The organism is Galbibacter marinus, from assembly GCF_000300875.1.
GTDB classification, from domain to species: domain Bacteria; phylum Bacteroidota; class Bacteroidia; order Flavobacteriales; family Flavobacteriaceae; genus Galbibacter; species Galbibacter marinus.
Genome location: NZ_AMSG01000005.1, coordinates 50,416 through 67,102 on the forward strand (window position 1 = coordinate 50,416; position 16,687 = coordinate 67,102).

Below are 16,687 nucleotides of genomic sequence, written 5' to 3' on the forward strand. Positions count from 1 at the left end.
AACTTAGAATGGGTAACCAAATGCAAAATTTAAGATTGGTTTACTTAGATCGAGATCATAATGATCTTGGTAAGGTTTATGAATAGGCGCCGCTAAATCAAACCGAATTACAAAACCTTGTACATCAACGCGCACACCTGCACCTACCCCTACTCCTAACTCTTTCATAAAACCTGAAGAGATTTCTCCACCAATAAGCGCTGGATTTTGCTTTAATAGCCATACATTTCCTGCATCAGCAAAAAGTGCTCCTTTTACAAATGACATAATAGGAAAACGGTATTCTAAATTGGCCTCTAGCCGTATATCTCCTGTTTGGTCAATATAAGAAGCGCTTCCTAATTCCTGATTATCGGCATTAGGCTGATAGGTTCCAGGCCCTAGTGCACGTATTCTAAAAGCTCGAACACTAAAAGGTCCACCAGAGTAGTACTGTTTAGAGTATGGCATACTAATAGAGTTTCCATAGGCATAGCCAATACCGCCAAATAATCGAGCTACTAGCGCCTGCTGATCATCAAATCGGTACTGGTATCTAAAATCAATATCAGTTCGGATGTACTGAGCGTATTCCATTCCCAAAATACTTTCGGTGCCGTTCTCATTAGCAGAACCGCTGATTAGACTTAAGGCATTCCCTGCAATCTCAAAATTAGCTGCAAAATATATAGGAGATCGCTTTTGAAGGTCATTCACCTCGTTATAAACAAAGCTATAGTTCAAACCAGCGATAAATTTCTGTTCAAAACTATTCCTTAAATACGGGTTTTCGGCCAACAATTCTTCGAAGGCCTCGGAGGTATTGGAAAGACTACTGTAATTAAAGCTAATGGGAATTAGTTCGTGATAAACATACTCATTCGCATTCCAGGTATACCCAAAACCAGCTAAAAGCGAAATGGAGCGATATAGGTCTTGTCGGTTCAAGTACTCGATTGCTGTAGAAATCTTTGTCTTTGGAACTTCATAATCAAATCCTAAGTCCAATTTAAGAGGAAATAATATTCGAGGAAATATCAAATCCGTTTTTAACCCTAATTGCAAACTTCGCGCACCTGAATTATCACCTTCACCTCCAATTTGCTGTTCAAAACCAAAGCGGGCAGTAGTGCTAAAAATCTCACCACCTTTAAACAAATTTCTATTAGTATAAGTTAAAGCAAGAGCAGGCCCCACAAAATTATTCGACTTAGAATTGGCTTGAAGCTCAGCTCTTAAGGCATGCTTATTTAAGGGAGATAAAAAAATAGAAGCATCCAATAAGGCTACGCTATCCCCCTCTATAGGTGGCTTGACTTGGTCATAACGAATGGAAGTATACTTATAAACTCCAATTTTAGATAGGCGGTTACTGGTAAATTTAGAGGTTATAGGATTATAATACTGTCCAGTTTCTAATAAAATAAAAGGAGCGAGGCGCTCTGGCTTAAAGAAATCGCCATGCTGAATATAAGTGATTCCTTTATATTGCACGCTATCTGCTAGCTGTGATTCTGTGTCAACTGAGTAATTGGCGTGTACCTTTATGGAATTAAGCTTATAGGGCACCTTAGAGGCCAAAGGTGTTTCTTCTTTAAGCTTGAGATACAAGTCAAGCTTCTTTCCTTTATATTGATTTGTATCTGCTTCAAAGAGCAGAAAGTCATCATTGAAATTATAGAAGCCTTTGGACTTCATATAAGTGTCTATACGTTCCCGCTCGTTTTTAAACAAGTCAAGATCGAATCGGTCCCCAGTTGAAATCAGACTATTTGGTAGGGATTGTGCTATATGCTTAAAGACTAAGGTAGAATCTTGGAGCAAGGAGTAATTTGCAATACGATAAGGTTCATTGATTTGAACAGTGTAATCCACAGAAGCCGTATACTTTTTGATTTCGCTACCACTGCCAACAAGATTCCTATAAAAACCTCTATTTTCCAGACGATTATTAATCAGCTCTTCGGTTTTTTGCCTATCGACATCCGACAAATAAACAGGCTCTTCTCCAATTTTTTTGTTGAAAAATTTATTGATAAAACCTGGATCTTCCCTCTGCGCCCTATAGTAAGACCTCAACCCTAAACGCATGCCTAAAAATTTAGAATTTGGAACAGGTCTTAAAAGCTCCTCCAACTCATCTTTAATCGCTCGAGGTAATTCAATAGAGTCACTTTGGGAATTGACCTGAATTTCAGCACCAGTGTACAAGAGTTCATCCTCTGGGATATAACTTTTAACACTGCAGGAGAAAAGACATCCCGCAAACAGTAGCATTAAGAGTTGCTTATGGCTTTTTATTATGTTATCTATAACTTGCTTCATCTTTGCTAATATCCGTTTTTTCCTGCTTCTTTGAGTCCTTCACCTTTGTGCTATCATTTGATTTTTCCTTTGCTTGGGTGGCTTGTTTTTCAAGTTCCTGTTTCATTTCACGCTCCCACAATTCCTTAAATTTATTGAATTCCTTACTGAAAATAAGTGAAATTCCAGTTACGATGAGTTCACCATCCACCACACTTTCAAATTGATTTTTGCGATACCCTCTAAGACGATAACGCCCATCTTTTGTAATTAAGTATTCCAAAGCCACATTACCTATTACAGGTGCGTTTCTGCCTTGCTCACTACTGCCACCTTGAATATCCACCTCACTTCCAACCTGTATAACGAGTCGATTATCAAACAAGCTTTTAGAAGCATTGATATCGAGCTCGGTCCTCTCTTGAGGGGTTGCAGACTGGTAATCCGTATAACTATCTAGCCCGAAATTTAAATCCACCCCCGTATCTCCCATTAATTTACTGGAAAAGGAATTTAATTGATCGGACAACACATTATTAACATTGTCCCTTGCAATAGAGGCAGGCCCTCCTGCGCTACCATCACTTCCTGAGCTTGGGAAGAATCTATTGAGAACAAGTAAAGAAAATACCTGTTTGTTTAATTCTTCCTCTTGGTTGTTGAGTTGCTGTATGTACCCATACACATTTCCACCCAAAGCACCTTGACTTTCCTCAGGCATATCGAGCTGAAATGACAGTTCAGGAGATAATAGTTCTCCATCTATATTCAAATACACCATAAAGGGTAATTCCTGACGATAAGAACGCATGACATCCTCACTAACCCCAACGGTTTGTGTAGCCATAAGTGCAGATGCCGAAGTTTCTACGTTATATATAGCTTGGAGGTCTAATTGGGCCTCTAGTGGATCTCCACTCCACGTCAAACGGCTGCCAGAGGCAATATCAAATCTTCTTTTTACTATATTGTATAAACTTGCCTCATAATGTCCATCCTCTACCTCGTATTGACCAGAGAGATTCATTCTGCCATTGGGATCCATTAAAAGGGAGAACTCCCCCATTCCAGTAACCTGCAAATTGTCTCCTGTGCGTTTATCCATGATAATTTTAATAGTTGAGTTTTTATCGACCTTTAAGGCTACATCCAGATCAAAACCTTCCATCAAACTAGCCCTCTCTGAGGCGGATTGGTCTTGCGTTAAAATGGTATTGGTATTGGATTTGTCTACAAAAACAACAATACCCTCTCTGCGGTTGATTTCCACTTCGGAATCTGGGACAACCATGGTAAAACTCGAACCCTGATCGATACTCAAATCCCCTCTTACAATTGGAATTTCCATATCCCCTGTGATACTTAAATTCGTACTTAAACTTACATCACCAAAGAAGAGTTCATTTTCTTCCTTGGTAGCTTGTAGAATTTTAAAATGATCCGCCTTGATCACTAAATCGAAATTCGGTATAGTGATTTGCTCAGTTCCAATAGTACCATCAAGAGTAAATGCATTTCCTTGCTCATCAGTAATTGCGATAGCATCTAAATAAAATCCGTCATTTTCAAAACGCACACTTTCATCCTCTAACCTAAATTCAGTACTCAGGGTAGTTGGGACAAGTCCAAGTTGATGAAATTCAAATTCACCTTGATAGTTCGGATCGGAAACCATCCCTGAAATACGAGCCTTTCCAGTAATATAACCAGTTGCTTTTGAGATTGACTCCTGGGCAAGTATTTCCAAAGCTTCTACTTGGATTTGATTAAAATCAATTGTAAAGTCTAACTTACCATCATCTTTCATGGCCGTGTAATTCCCTCCCATATCCAAATCCAAATAACCATCCTTTAGAGAAAGATCAAGAGTATATCTATGGTCCTGATCTGCCAGGGCTTTTACTGATAAGGTTCCTAGAGGAAGTTGAAGGGCTTCAAATTTTTCAATAGCTAAATCAGCCTGTAATCCTGGTTGAGTAAATACGTGCTCCACCTCTAATTGACCATTTAACACCCCTTTTACAATAGATTCATTGGGATTCAGAAGGTTCATCACCGTGGCTAAATCAAAGTCCTCAAAACCCAATTGCAAAGCCACCGCTGCTTCTGGGGCTTCTTTGTTCTCAAGGGTGATTTGCTGGGAGGCATGGTTTAGTTTAAAATCACGAACACTCAGATAATCGGTCGAATAAATAATTTCATTGGACAGTGGAATAAACCAAGGTTGCTTGTTTAAGGTTAGTCCAGAAGGATCAATCTTAAAATGAATACTGTCATTTTTAAAAGTAACTTCAGAACCTACATCCACCACAGGAGTTATGGAATCCATACTTTTAAATCGCAGCGATAGATTTCTCCCATGATAAACACCGGTTAGTTCTGTATCTCCCATATCCACTGGTCCTGCGCTTACACCTGACCAATTCAAATCGAGTTCCAATAACCTCTGAGTCCCTGTGATATCCAGATTGAAATTATGTATTTCATTATCCTGGTAATTTAAATGAGGGATATCCAGATAAGTAGAAAGTAATTGTTCACTCTGATTAAAATCCAACGCTAATGAAATGGTGTCCATGGCGTTTAAACCAGGAAGGAGTACCCTATTTAAAATCGGCCCATTTTTAACTTGAAATTGCATATTTACAATGGCATCTATACCTGTCAAAGTAGAATCCACAATTATAGTGTCACTCTCAAACCCTTTAATATAGGAACTAATAGCACTGGTGAGTTGTTGCGGATTTACATTTGAACGCAACTGGCCTTGGAGAATATTGTGATGTATATTAAAATTTGTTTGATCCTGAGAAACATCAGCATTGAGCTCCATCACCCCTATATCATAAGAATTATTATCGGCCACTACTACCCCATCATTTAAGTGACTCTCAAGGGTAAAATTCTCCAAATCTCCTTGAAAATTAGCATTTAGATTAAAAGCCGTTCGCAGGTCTTTTTTAGTAAGTCCGAGCTCGTATAAATTAGCCCCTTTTAGATCTACCTCTAAATCAATCACAGAATTTACAGAGTCTAATTGCATTTGTACAACGGTGTTAAGATCGAGGTTATCATCGGTAAATGCTAAATTAAGATCTCCTTCTCCTTGGGTGATTTGGCCGTTTAACTTTAATGGGGTAAGATCATACCCTGCATATACAAGGGAATCAAATTCGGAGGTAAGTGAGGCTGTTATGTTATTTAAAGAAGTCCCTGCTCCCATACTTTTGAGTGATACTGTAATTGGCTCAAGTTTTTGATCTTGTATGATACGTCCAAGATCTAATCGATGCGTTTGTAAATCCACAGCATAGGAAACGGCATCGGAATACAAAAAATTCCCAGCCAAAGACAAATTACCTAGGGAGGAATCAAGGTTCAGATCCGCGGTCCCTTCTTCCATTCCACCTGATAAACTTCCACTGAGTTTCAGACTCTCAGGCAAATCAAGTCCTAATTCTTCCTGTGGTAAAAATCTATAAATATCTGCATTTGTTGATTCAATTTCTAAATTAGGAATCTCCATATACATCCTTTCAGTCTCTAAAAGAGATGTAACCACTGCATCTAGGCTTACATGGCTATTTTGCCATTGTAGTAAGAAAGAGTCGACTTTTAGGTTATCCAAACTTCCTCTTGATACAAGCCTACCCTGTAATGGGGCCGAGCTTAACGCTTTTATATATGGGTTCTCTAAAAGTTCAGATTGAATATAGCTTAAATCCAATACATCCAGAGCAAAAGGTATATTTAGAGTAATAAAAGCGGATTCTGGCTTATTTATCAGGGCATCCATGGAGGCATACTCAAGGGAGGCATCCCCATTGATGCTAGTTCTGCGGGTTAATAATTCAACATTCGTTAAACTGGCCACCCTATCATCCACCTCTAAATGGAAAGCGATATTATTCAACCAAAAACGCTGCCCATCTTTAAAAGTGAACTCTTCGACATTTGCATTAAGCTCCTTAGGTCTATAGGATAATTGCTGAGCTGTAAAATTTAAATCTTCTATTTGAAGATCCGATGCATTAAAATCATTATGCGGCTCTACCACCCCATTTTTAAAGTGAATTTTATTATTCACTAAGTAGATTCCTCCTACTTCTACCTGGTAATCTGGCCACTTAAACGGAGTATTGTTTACTTCCATTACAGTGTCCTTCTCAATTTTAGTTGTAGATAGGTCCGTGTAATTAATTTGGGTGTCTGCTAGTCCAAAAGAATTTATGGAGATCCTAGAATCTGAGAGATCGAAATCCGCATCCTTTAAAGAGGATGTCCCTAACTGCATTGCTATCGATGTGTTTTGTAAGGGTACCTTATAATCCATTTGAAGGTTTTCTAGATCCAGGTTTTGTATTTTTAAAGTTGGTAAAGCTTCCTCTTGCTCATTGGTCGAAATTTCAGTGGTGTCCGATGGCAAGACCTTCGTTTGCATATAATGTAGTCTACTATTTTTAAATTCTAGACTTTTGACATCGAAATGCATTTTTTCTAAGTTAAACTCATCCATCTCTACCCCTAATACTCCCAACTTCAAATCTGCTATCATCCCTTGCTGTTCATCCTGATAATTGAGCCTAAAATCATGGAAATCCAAGTGGTCAAGTTGAAAAACCATAGTGGAGGTCGTATCTACGGTAGTGGTATCCTCACTTGCAAATGCCTCAAGAATATAATCAAAGTTAAAAGTACCCAGAGAATCCATATGTACATTGGCAATAAGTCCGTCCCAATCTAGGTCCTTAATATGGATCTTAGTTCCCCGAATTAAGGGCATCAGCGCTAGTGAAACTTGAAGGTCTTTTGAATAAATCAAACTATCCCCTTTTTGATCTTCTAAATACAAACCTTCAATAGAGAGGTTTCCTGAGAAGGTGAGATATAATTTATCAATTGAAACATGTGTTCCGATTTGCTCTTGCAGATAGTTTACAGCTTTAGAAACAATGATATCCTGCCCCCATTTACTTTGAATGAAAATGATAAGCATTGCAAAAATGAGAATAAGTACCACAATTACTCGCAGTAATACGTTAAGCCATTTGGGTCTAGTAAATTTTTTTTTATCTAACATACCACATTAAAACCTTAAAAGTGGTGGTTCAGGGTACTTACAAATATACACAGGTAATTGCGGAAACAAAAGGCATGAGTTATTTTGAATTCAACAAAAAACTTATGTATCGTTTTGCCCGTTATAGGGGATTATAATTAAAACAAAAAATTATCCAGAAGATTAAGAGTGACACGACTTCATAATAACCTTAAAAACAACGAATTAGCACCCTTACAAGACATTATCTGAGTGAAAAATGGCAATTTTAACAAGTAATTAGAGGAAAAATGGCCAATATATCAAAGAGTCAACTTATATTTGGAAAATAACACGCTAAATAACAATCTAAAGATGAATAAAATTTTATTCGCAGGGCTATTTATAGCCATGTCATGTAATAGTGCGCAGCACACTGACAGTAATACAAGCAAAAGTGAAGTCCAGGATCAGGGAGTAACTAAAGAACAAAGGATTTCTTACGCAGAAACCATCACTCAAGAGGATTTGAAAAAACACCTCTATATCTACGCTTCAGATGAGTTTGAAGGAAGAAATACAGGAGAACCTGGACAAAAGAAAGCGGTTGAGTATATTAAAAATCACTACCAAGACATCAATGTACCAGGAGCACAAGGAACAGATGAATATTTCCAAAAAGTTCCATTAGAAATCAATGGCATCCCTAGTGGATCTATCGCTGTAGGAGGAAATGACTACACCTTAGGAGAAGGTATAATTACCTTCTCAACTGTACCAAACCAATCGTATGATATTGTATACGCTGGGTACGGTATCGAGACTGACGGGTATTCAGATTACTCTAATATTGATGTAAAAGGAAAATATATCCTTATCAAATTAGGGGAACCAAAAGATGAAAATGGCAACTATACGCTAACTGGAAGTGATCAGCCAGGTGTTTGGTCTAATTGGAGAGAAACCCTAAGCAAACGAGTAGATATTGCTACAGCTAAAGGAGCAGAAGGAATTATCTATTATGATGATGTGTATTACAGTCGTTCAAAAAACAGATACGATCACTTTATCCAGGCTGACGGTGGTGGAAACATGGTACTTAAAAGCGACGAAGAAAAAATCGCTTATATTTTCGTAAATAAAGATGTAGCTACTAAGATTTATCCTGAGATCGACAGTAACCATACAGCAAAAGACCTTCAAGAGCAAATAACCTTGAACATTAAAAGTGTTACTACAGATGTAGATTCTGAAAATGTAGTTGCTATAATCAAAGGAAAAAGCAAACCAGAAGAATATGTTTATATTTCTTCTCACCTTGATCACGTTGGTGTTGATCCAAGCGGAGATGTATTCAATGGAGCAGATGATGACGGAAGTGGAACTGTTGCAATGCTAGAAATCGCTGAAGCATTTAAAAAAGCAGTAGCAGATGGCAACGGTCCAGAAAGATCCATTGTTTTCTTACATGTTACAGCAGAGGAAAAAGGACTTTATGGATCACAGTACTACACTGACAATCCTATTTTCCCATTGGCAAATACAGTAGCCGATCTTAACATCGATATGATTGGTAGAATAGATCCTAAAAGAGATGGTGATAGAAATTATATCTACCTTATCGGATCGGATAAACTAAGTACGGATCTTCATGAATTATCAGAAGAGGTAAATGATGAGTTCATGCAAATCGAATTGGATTATACTTATAATGACGAAAATGATCCAAATCGTTTTTACTATAGAAGTGACCACTACAATTTTGCAAAACACAATATTCCAATTATATTCTACTTTAACGGAACTCACGAGGACTATCACAAAGTAACGGACACTCCAGATAAGATCAATTACGATCTATTGGAGAATAGAACAAGACTGGTATTCCATACCGCTTGGGAAGTTGCCAATAGACCGGAGCGTCTTGTGGTAGATAAAGCTCCTAAAGAATAAGGGCAACCAAAAGAAGTAAGATACCATATTGATAAAGTGTTTTTTCTGATTTTAGAAGAAACACTTTTTTTATGCCTACTTACCAAGAAACCTGGGTTATTTTCCAAAGATTGTGACAGTAAGAGAAAACGATAAATTAAAGATGCTCAGAAAATTGATGTAAATGACGTATCTGATCTAATGAAACATGATTACTTAAGAAGCATGTAGAAATGGATAGTCCCTTTTTGTCTTTTAAAGGAAAATCATAAAATAAAAAAAGCTCCTTAAAAAAAGGAGCCTCTTTATGCATTTGGGTGGAAGACCGGGTTCGAACCGGCGACCTCTGGAACCACAATCCAGCGCTCTAACCAGCTGAGCTACAACCACCGTATAATTGCGGATGCAAATGTAATTTAATTTACCTCATTTGCAAAGAAAAATAGTATCTTTTTTATATAATATTACCTAACTCATTCACACCCAACAATCGCTCTACAGTAAACCCCTCAGCGTGACTCACTCCAATCAGCCTACCAAGGTCCCTAGCCCTGTAATCTACGCTGTCAAAAAAGTTTTTACTTGTGATGGGCGTTTCAAGTTCTTTGCTATTTGGATCGTAAAATTGTGATGAATAAGCCTTGATTGACTCCATTTTTTTATCGATAAAACCACTGACATCCACTACAAAATCAGGCTTTAAATTCTTCCATTGTATATAGTGATAAACAACTTTAGGACGCCACTGGCTTTGAGCTTCCCCTTGGTGACTTGTTTGAATCTTTACTAGACCACTTAAATAACAAGCATCACTGACTAGCTTACTCCCTTTCCCGTGGTCGATATGACGATCATCAATGGAATTACAGAGAACAATCTCTGGGCGATATTTACGCACCATCTCAATAATTTTCAATTGATGCTCCATATCATTGACAAAAAATCCGTCAGCAAATCCCAAGTTCTCTCGAGCTACTACACCAAGTATCTTAGCTGAATTCTCAGCCTCTATGGCTCTAATTTCTGCGGAACCTCTGGTTCCTAACTCCCCCCTGGTTAAATCAATTATACCAACCTTCTTTCCTAGTGAAATTTCTTTGGCTACAGTAGCTCCACAACCTAGTTCCACATCGTCAGGATGCGCTCCAAATGCCAGAATGTCTAATTTCATGCTTGTATTTTATATAATGTAATATTAAATTGTCAGGCAAACCAAGAACCTATTATACCTTTAATTGTTGTGCTCTTACCTTCGCAACGGCTTGCTCAAAATCTGCAATTAAATCTTTTCTGTCTTCAATTCCAACAGAAAACCTCAGGACATTATCACTAATACCTTGTTGTTCTCTTTCCTGAGCGGTAAGTAACGAATGTGATGTCTGTGCTGGTGACAATATGGTACTCTCTACTCCCGCCAAGCTCATTGCAGGCTTAATAATCTGTAAAGCATCTAAGAATTTAGAAACATCGATATCTTCTTTTAATTCAAAAGACAACATCCCTCCATACCCTTTCATCTGCTTTTTGGCAATAGCGTGATCTGGATGTGATACCAGCCCTGGATAATAAACCTTTGAAACTGCCTGGTTTTTACTTAGATACTTAGCTAACTTCTTCGCATTTCGATTCTGAGCCTTTACACGAACCCCTAAGGTCTTAATACTGCGCTCAAGCAACCATACAGTGTAGTCACTCAATGTACCTCCAAGATTAACCGCCAAAGAATGCACCTTTTCTATATGCTCATTACTACCACAAACAGCCCCTGCCAAAATATCACTGTGTCCACCTAGGTATTTAGTAGCACTATGAATTACCAAATCAACGCCAAGTTTGATCGGATTCTGATTAACTGGTGAGGCAAAGGTATTATCAATCAACGACAATACCCCTTTTGATTTTGCAAGGGATGCAATGGCTTGAATATCCACCACAGATAATAATGGATTTGAAGGAGATTCCATATAGATAAGCTTGGTATTTGGCTTAAAAACTTCTTCAAAATCCTTCACACTTCTACCTGGAGCAAAACTATAATGGATCCCAAATCGCTCGAATTCCTGTACTATAAAATTATGTGTCCCTCCGTAAAGCTCTCTTTGAAGAACAACATGATCACCTGATTTAAGAAAAGCAAGCATGGTGGTACTAATAGCCGCCATTCCACTACCGAAAATAAGTGCGGATTCCGCATACTCTAAAGCTGCTAATTTCTTAGATAATGCTTGTTGATTTGGTGTATTAAAATATCGTGGATAACGCTTTTGATCCACATGTTCAAATGCATATGCAGTTGAGGGATATATGGGAGAAACGGCTCCTTTAAATTGTTTATCCTCAAGCTCGCCTACATGTGTACAGATGGTGTTGAGTTTAAAATTTTCGGTTTTCATAAGTATTTTTTTGATCTTAAAGTCCAAAGTTAAAGCTTTTGTCTTTAATTAAATATCCAACTTACAAGAACTATTCGCCGATTTTGTGATAATACTCTTAAGCAAAACTCAGGGTACAATAGCTGTACAATAAAAAAAGTAGGAGATGCCACTCCTACTTCTATAAAATTTAAAACTAAAATTCGTCACTCACCCAAACTTAAGGACCAGATGAGTAACGATATATATATGATTAATCTATACGCCGATTGGTTTTAGAATACATTTTCTTAAATCGCCAATAACTGATGGCACCAATTACAAATACAAATACCACGGAGTAATACACTGATACAGGTGTTATAACCTTATCTCCACTAGCATATGAATGTAGACCAACTAGGTAGAAGTTCACCCCAAAATAGGTCATCATAATACTGGCAAATGCTACAACACTAGCAAAACTAAATGCCCATCTACTTCTAAGTCCAGGTACAAGGCGCATATGGATAACAAAGGCATAAACCATAATACTGATAAGTGCCCAAGTTTCCTTTGGATCCCATCCCCAATAGCGTCCCCAGCTCTCATTAGCCCATTGTCCGCCAAGAAAGTTTCCAATGGTCAACATCACTAAACCAACAGTCAAGGCCATTTCATTAATAATGATAAGCTCTTGGATATTGATAGCCATGCGCTTTTTATTTTTCTCTGTAGTGAATATCATTAAGAATAGGGTGACCAATCCTAAAATCATTCCAAGGGTAAATGGTCCATAACTTCCAACAATTACAGAAACGTGGATCATCAACCAGTAACTATCTAGTACAGGTTGTAAGTTGGCAATAGCTGGGTCAATCCAGTTAAGGTGCGCTCCGAACAATATAATAGCCGTAACAAATGCCGTGGAAGCCACAGTTAGATCACTTTTTCTAGCAAATATCAAACCTATGGCAGCAGTACTCCAACCAACGAACAGTATACTCTCATATGCATCACTCCAAGGTGCATGTCCACTAATATACCATCGAGCAATCAATCCCGCTGTGTGTATAATAAAACAGATCAGAAGTCCCACTTTCCCAATTGTAATAATGGCTCTATAGACCGAATTATCTTTAAACACCTGTAGGATGACCACTGTGAACATGATAATACCAACAAGTAAATACCATACTAAAAGCTCCTCAAATATATTGTATTGATTATACATCAATTCCATTTCAATTTTACGATCAGATGGCATCACCTCCCCTCCGTAATTTTTCTGATTCTGCTTAAAGGCTTCAAGTAACTGATCTGCCTGATCGTAATTACCAGTGCGTTTAGCATTCTCAAGAGTCATTAAGTAGAACGATAATGACTTATTGATGAAATTCGCATAAAGACTATCGGTAACATGAAAGTCACCTTTGTGATAGTCGGTCAAAGAAATCCATTTATTATTTTCATTATTAGGTAATGGGAATATCCTTAAAATATTTCCACCCAAAGCCTGGTTTAAAAGTCCAAGTTTTAAATCAAAGTTTTTAAAGTCTTTTTGAAACTGATTAGGCGTATTGGTACTATAGGCCTCCTCTAAATAGGGACCTAACTTATATTCAAGACCTTCAAAAAAGTCGACTGCTTTTAGATATTTTTGATCCTCTGGTGCATTGACAATTTTTCGAATACTATCATTTTTCTTGGTAATATAGACAAACTCTACATTGTACCATAGCGGAGGGTTTTGTAACATGGACAACAAAATTTGATTCTCGTCCATTCCATTAAAGGTCTCAGAACCATGTATTTTGCGCATAAGCTCAGAGGCAAATGTATTAACAGGCTTCATTCGTCCTTCACTATCTTGGATCACCAAGGCACCAAATTTAGCAGCGTGATCTTTACTTACAACAGTGGTTTTCAATATCGAATCGACCTCAGCTTTAGTAGGTGCTCTATGCAGGTGCGCCTGGTCAACAGCCTCTACTTCTTCCTCTTGAACATGTGCGTGCTCATGCTCCTGTTTATTGGGTTCATTCTCAAATACCTGAGCCCACGTATTAGTGATTAGAAACAATGCAAGAACAGCCGTCATTGAGGCCTTCTTCGCTTTAACCTTTTTAAGCATCTTAGACAATTTTCTAAATCGTGTATTCCCCACAAACATTATAGCGATAAGACCAATGTACAATAAAGTATAACCAAGATAGGTTACCCAAGTTCCCCACCAATCGTGATTCACTGAAAGAATGGTTCCTTTTTCATCTGGATTAAAACTCGCTTGAAAGAAGCGATGTCCTCCGTGATCAAGCACGTGATTCATATAAATATCAAAGTCAAAAGATCTTTCATCATTCACCGTAATTCTACTCATATAAGAAGAATACCCTTTTTCTGTCCCAGGGTACTTCTCGGCGATAAAATCATTAAGAGTAATACTAAAAGGAAGTTGAACCTTAATAGAACCAAAACTCAGATGAAAATCCAAACCACCTACTGAAATGGACTCGGGTTTACTAATAATCCCACTACCACCAAGGAGTCTAACCTGTTTAGTTTCTCCATTTGTTGTGACATCTAAAATCAAAGCATCCGCCTGGTTTGGCATTTTCTCTTCCGTTTCTACAATACCATAGTGGCCTTTTATTACAGGGTCTGGAAAAACAAACTGCATCCCAGCCATGGAATACAATGAGCGGTATTTAAGCCCTTGAACACTATCCTTAAATACCTCTCCCTGAAATTGGTCTGCCATACGTAAAAACGTACCTTCAAAAGGTGGGTCTATCGTACTTACAGAATCTGAGATAGTTAAATTGATTGCTCCTGGAGTATGCTTATTTAAAGCAAATAGAATATTGTGTATATTGGTAACCTCCCCTTCTTTGATATAGTGATCATGTCGATCTCCTCCACCAGCTTCCACGATCTTTAAATAGGTATCACCGTTTTCAGCTTCAACTAGACCTTCTTCGGCCCCTTGAATAAAGCCTGCGTATGATATTTTAAAATCCTGTCCGTTAAAGTCAGATTTCCAAGGTAGAGAAGTTTTACGACCCATTTTAGAAATCATTATCTCGTCTTGCAACGACTTTCTTTTTGGTTCACCGTTAATTTCCCCGTCCACTAGTACCGAAACATACTTTTTCTGGGTCAACATGTAATCGACAGTTTGCCCTTCTCTAATGGGCATAATTCCCTCGTAACCAATATAACGAGTAATACCAGCACCAACTAAAATTATAATAAATGATAGGTGAAGTAATAAAACTGGCCAATTTTCTTTTTTAGCTAAGTTATATCGTTTGATGTTCCCGCAGAAATTGATCACAAAAATGAGCATGATCAATTCAAACCACCAGGTGTTATATATCCAAATTTTTGAGGTTTCTGTATTGTACCAACTTTCGACAAAGGTACCCATGGCCAATGCGACTGCAAATACAACAAAAAGGATGGCCATTAAACGTGTAGAGAATAGAACTTTCTTAAGGGATTCTAACATGAGTTATGCTGATTTTACCAATTGATTTTCAGATGGCAAAAATAAGGTCTTTTTGGCAGTTTAAACGTTAAATGTTCATTTAATTAATGCTCTTTTAAGTTCTTTTAAACAAAAATATCCTAGTTTCATTTAAACCCTTGTTTTTCCCTTAAAAATTCAAGTTAAAATTATGTTATAATGCTACAAAACCCACCTCTAAACAAATTTTAAAAGCAATATAATTTGACCAAGATGATATGCGTCATGTTGAAGAATTCCATGGATGTGTTTGTAGTAATCTTGGTTATTTGGCCCATACACTTTGTTGAGTTCTTCTTCTCTAACATTTTCCAGATAAGCTTTCCAATCTTGCTGACTTTTTTTCAACTCCTGCAACACTGCTTCCCAGGCCCCAGAGGAGGTATCCAACACCTTTTCAATGTAATTATCCTCTGGACTCATCAGTACTTTATCATGTAATCGTTCCAAGACATTTTCCCTCCACAGTATCATGTGTTGAGTGATCTCCCATATAGTGTTACAGTTCTCCAAAGGCCGAGCAGCAGCTTGAGAAGCTGATATTTTACGTAAGTTAGACATCATATTCACCCCTAACCAAGGCTCACCATCATACAGGTCCTCAAACAGACCATACATTCGTTTTCCTTCTACTGATCCTCTCATAAGATTTGATTTAATTGAATTTTAGTTTGTAACAGCAAATAGCAGGATCATTCTAATTCAATTTAGGTTAAAGTGAAATTTGGAATAGTGGCATTTCCAACCAAATAAACAAAAGTTCTTTTTACTGAAATTGTACGTTTCACCCTAATTACAATCCCAACGAAAGTTAGCCACCTTATATCCCAGGGTAGGTTTATAATTATAATGCCACCATTCTGAGGTAATCGCTCCAAAACCATAGGCCTCCATGCCAGACTTTAGCAGCTTTCTATTTTCCAAAACCTCCTTGGGTAAATCCTGATAGGCGTGTCTTGCCTTTCTACCAAAAAAATCAAAGGTCGTCCCCATGTTGAGTTGCTCCCCATCTAATGTTGTTAAGGTGATATCCACAGCTCCTCCCTTATTGTGAATAGACCCTTTTGCAGGATTCGCTACATAAGTAGGATTTGGAACAATGGCCCACATTTTCTTTTGCACATCATGAGGCCTGTAACAATCAAAGAATTTAATTCGGTACCCCTGCTTCATAAAGGCTTTATTGGCTTTAATCAAAGCTTTGGCAGTAATAGCACGAACATAACACTCCCCACAATCATACACCTGAGCTTCTAGAAAATTGTTTTCTGTTGCATAACGCATATCATATACAAAATCGTCACTGTAATCCTTAAGACGGACAAAGGTGGTATCAGCAAGTGAATTTAAATCAGGGACTTGTTTTTTCTGAATTGTTTCAACCTTAGCGGTGGTGTCCACTACTGCAATGGTATCTATAGCATTAGGGGTTGTTTTTTCACTAGACTCTTTCTGCGTAGCCTCTTTACAACCAAACAAAAGACCAACGACACTGAGTACAAAAATTAATTTCATGCGAAAAGGTGTTTTTCAAATGTAATTAAAAATTAAAGA

General features: G+C 37.7%; 8 protein-coding genes and 1 tRNA gene. 1 reads left to right on the forward strand and 8 read right to left on the reverse strand.

Features of this window, described 5'->3' with window-relative positions; all coding sequences use genetic code 11:
- Positions 1–3 precede the first annotated feature (3 nt).
- Together tamL and I215_RS05685 are read right to left on the reverse strand one after the other, a co-directional pair.
- Positions 4–2,304, reverse strand: a complete 2,301-nt coding sequence (gene tamL / locus I215_RS05680) for a translocation and assembly module lipoprotein TamL (RefSeq protein WP_008991008.1) — start codon at positions 2,302–2,304, stop codon at positions 4–6.
- Positions 2,285–7,363 carry a translocation/assembly module TamB domain-containing protein gene (locus tag I215_RS05685; protein ID WP_008991009.1) on the reverse strand — a complete coding sequence of 1,693 codons (5,079 nt, stop codon included), beginning with the start codon at positions 7,361–7,363 and terminating at the stop codon, positions 2,285–2,287. Before I215_RS05685 ends, tamL begins: the two co-directional genes overlap by 20 nt.
- A 333-nt stretch (positions 7,364–7,696) precedes the next feature.
- Here I215_RS05685 and I215_RS05690 point away from each other — a divergent pair, with 333 nt between their 5' ends.
- Positions 7,697–9,274 carry a M28 family peptidase gene (locus tag I215_RS05690; RefSeq protein WP_008991010.1) on the forward strand — a complete coding sequence of 526 codons (1,578 nt, stop codon included), beginning with the start codon at positions 7,697–7,699 and terminating at the stop codon, positions 9,272–9,274.
- Between the two features lie 294 nt (positions 9,275–9,568).
- Here the strand turns inward: I215_RS05690 and I215_RS05695 are convergent.
- The 6 genes from I215_RS05695 to I215_RS05720 all read right to left on the reverse strand — a co-directional run bounded on the left by I215_RS05695 (position 9,569) and on the right by I215_RS05720 (position 16,648).
- Positions 9,569–9,644 (reverse strand) — tRNA-His (locus tag I215_RS05695).
- Between the two features lie 63 nt (positions 9,645–9,707).
- The gene (gene bshB1, locus I215_RS05700) at positions 9,708–10,424 is read right to left on the reverse strand and encodes a bacillithiol biosynthesis deacetylase BshB1 (protein WP_008991011.1); all 717 of its coding nucleotides are present in this window, start codon (positions 10,422–10,424) and stop codon (positions 9,708–9,710) included.
- 52 nt (positions 10,425–10,476) lie between these two features.
- Positions 10,477–11,646, reverse strand: coding sequence for a trans-sulfuration enzyme family protein (locus I215_RS05705; RefSeq protein WP_008991012.1), 1,170 nt, complete (start codon positions 11,644–11,646; stop codon positions 10,477–10,479).
- A gap of 232 nt (positions 11,647–11,878) precedes the next feature.
- Complete coding sequence (ccsA, locus tag I215_RS05710; RefSeq protein WP_008991013.1) at positions 11,879–15,115, reverse strand: cytochrome c biogenesis protein; 3,237 nt, start codon at positions 15,113–15,115, stop codon at positions 11,879–11,881.
- A gap of 195 nt (positions 15,116–15,310) precedes the next feature.
- On the reverse strand, positions 15,311–15,778 hold the full coding sequence (locus I215_RS05715; RefSeq protein ID WP_008991014.1) for a DinB family protein: 468 nt from the start codon (positions 15,776–15,778) through the stop codon (positions 15,311–15,313).
- A 144-nt stretch (positions 15,779–15,922) separates the two neighbouring features.
- Complete coding sequence (locus I215_RS05720) at positions 15,923–16,648, reverse strand: M15 family metallopeptidase (RefSeq protein ID WP_008991015.1); 726 nt, start codon at positions 16,646–16,648, stop codon at positions 15,923–15,925.
- Positions 16,649–16,687: the final 39 nt, after the last annotated feature.

Bases quoted from the DNA above. Each gene is read 5' to 3' on its own strand.
- I215_RS05690 (WP_008991010.1), top strand. From the start codon at position 7,697: ATGAATAAAATTTTATTCGCAGGGCTATTTATAGCCATGTCATGTAAT.
- I215_RS05715 (WP_008991014.1), bottom strand. From the start codon at position 15,778: ATGAGAGGATCAGTAGAAGGAAAACGAATGTATGGTCTGTTTGAGGAC.
- ccsA (WP_008991013.1), bottom strand. From the start codon at position 15,115: ATGTTAGAATCCCTTAAGAAAGTTCTATTCTCTACACGTTTAATGGCC.
- I215_RS05685 (WP_008991009.1), bottom strand. From the start codon at position 7,363: ATGTTAGATAAAAAAAAATTTACTAGACCCAAATGGCTTAACGTATTA.
- I215_RS05720 (WP_008991015.1), bottom strand. From the start codon at position 16,648: ATGAAATTAATTTTTGTACTCAGTGTCGTTGGTCTTTTGTTTGGTTGT.
- tamL (WP_008991008.1), bottom strand. From the start codon at position 2,304: ATGAAGCAAGTTATAGATAACATAATAAAAAGCCATAAGCAACTCTTA.
- bshB1 (WP_008991011.1), bottom strand. From the start codon at position 10,424: ATGAAATTAGACATTCTGGCATTTGGAGCGCATCCTGACGATGTGGAA.
- I215_RS05705 (WP_008991012.1), bottom strand. From the start codon at position 11,646: ATGAAAACCGAAAATTTTAAACTCAACACCATCTGTACACATGTAGGC.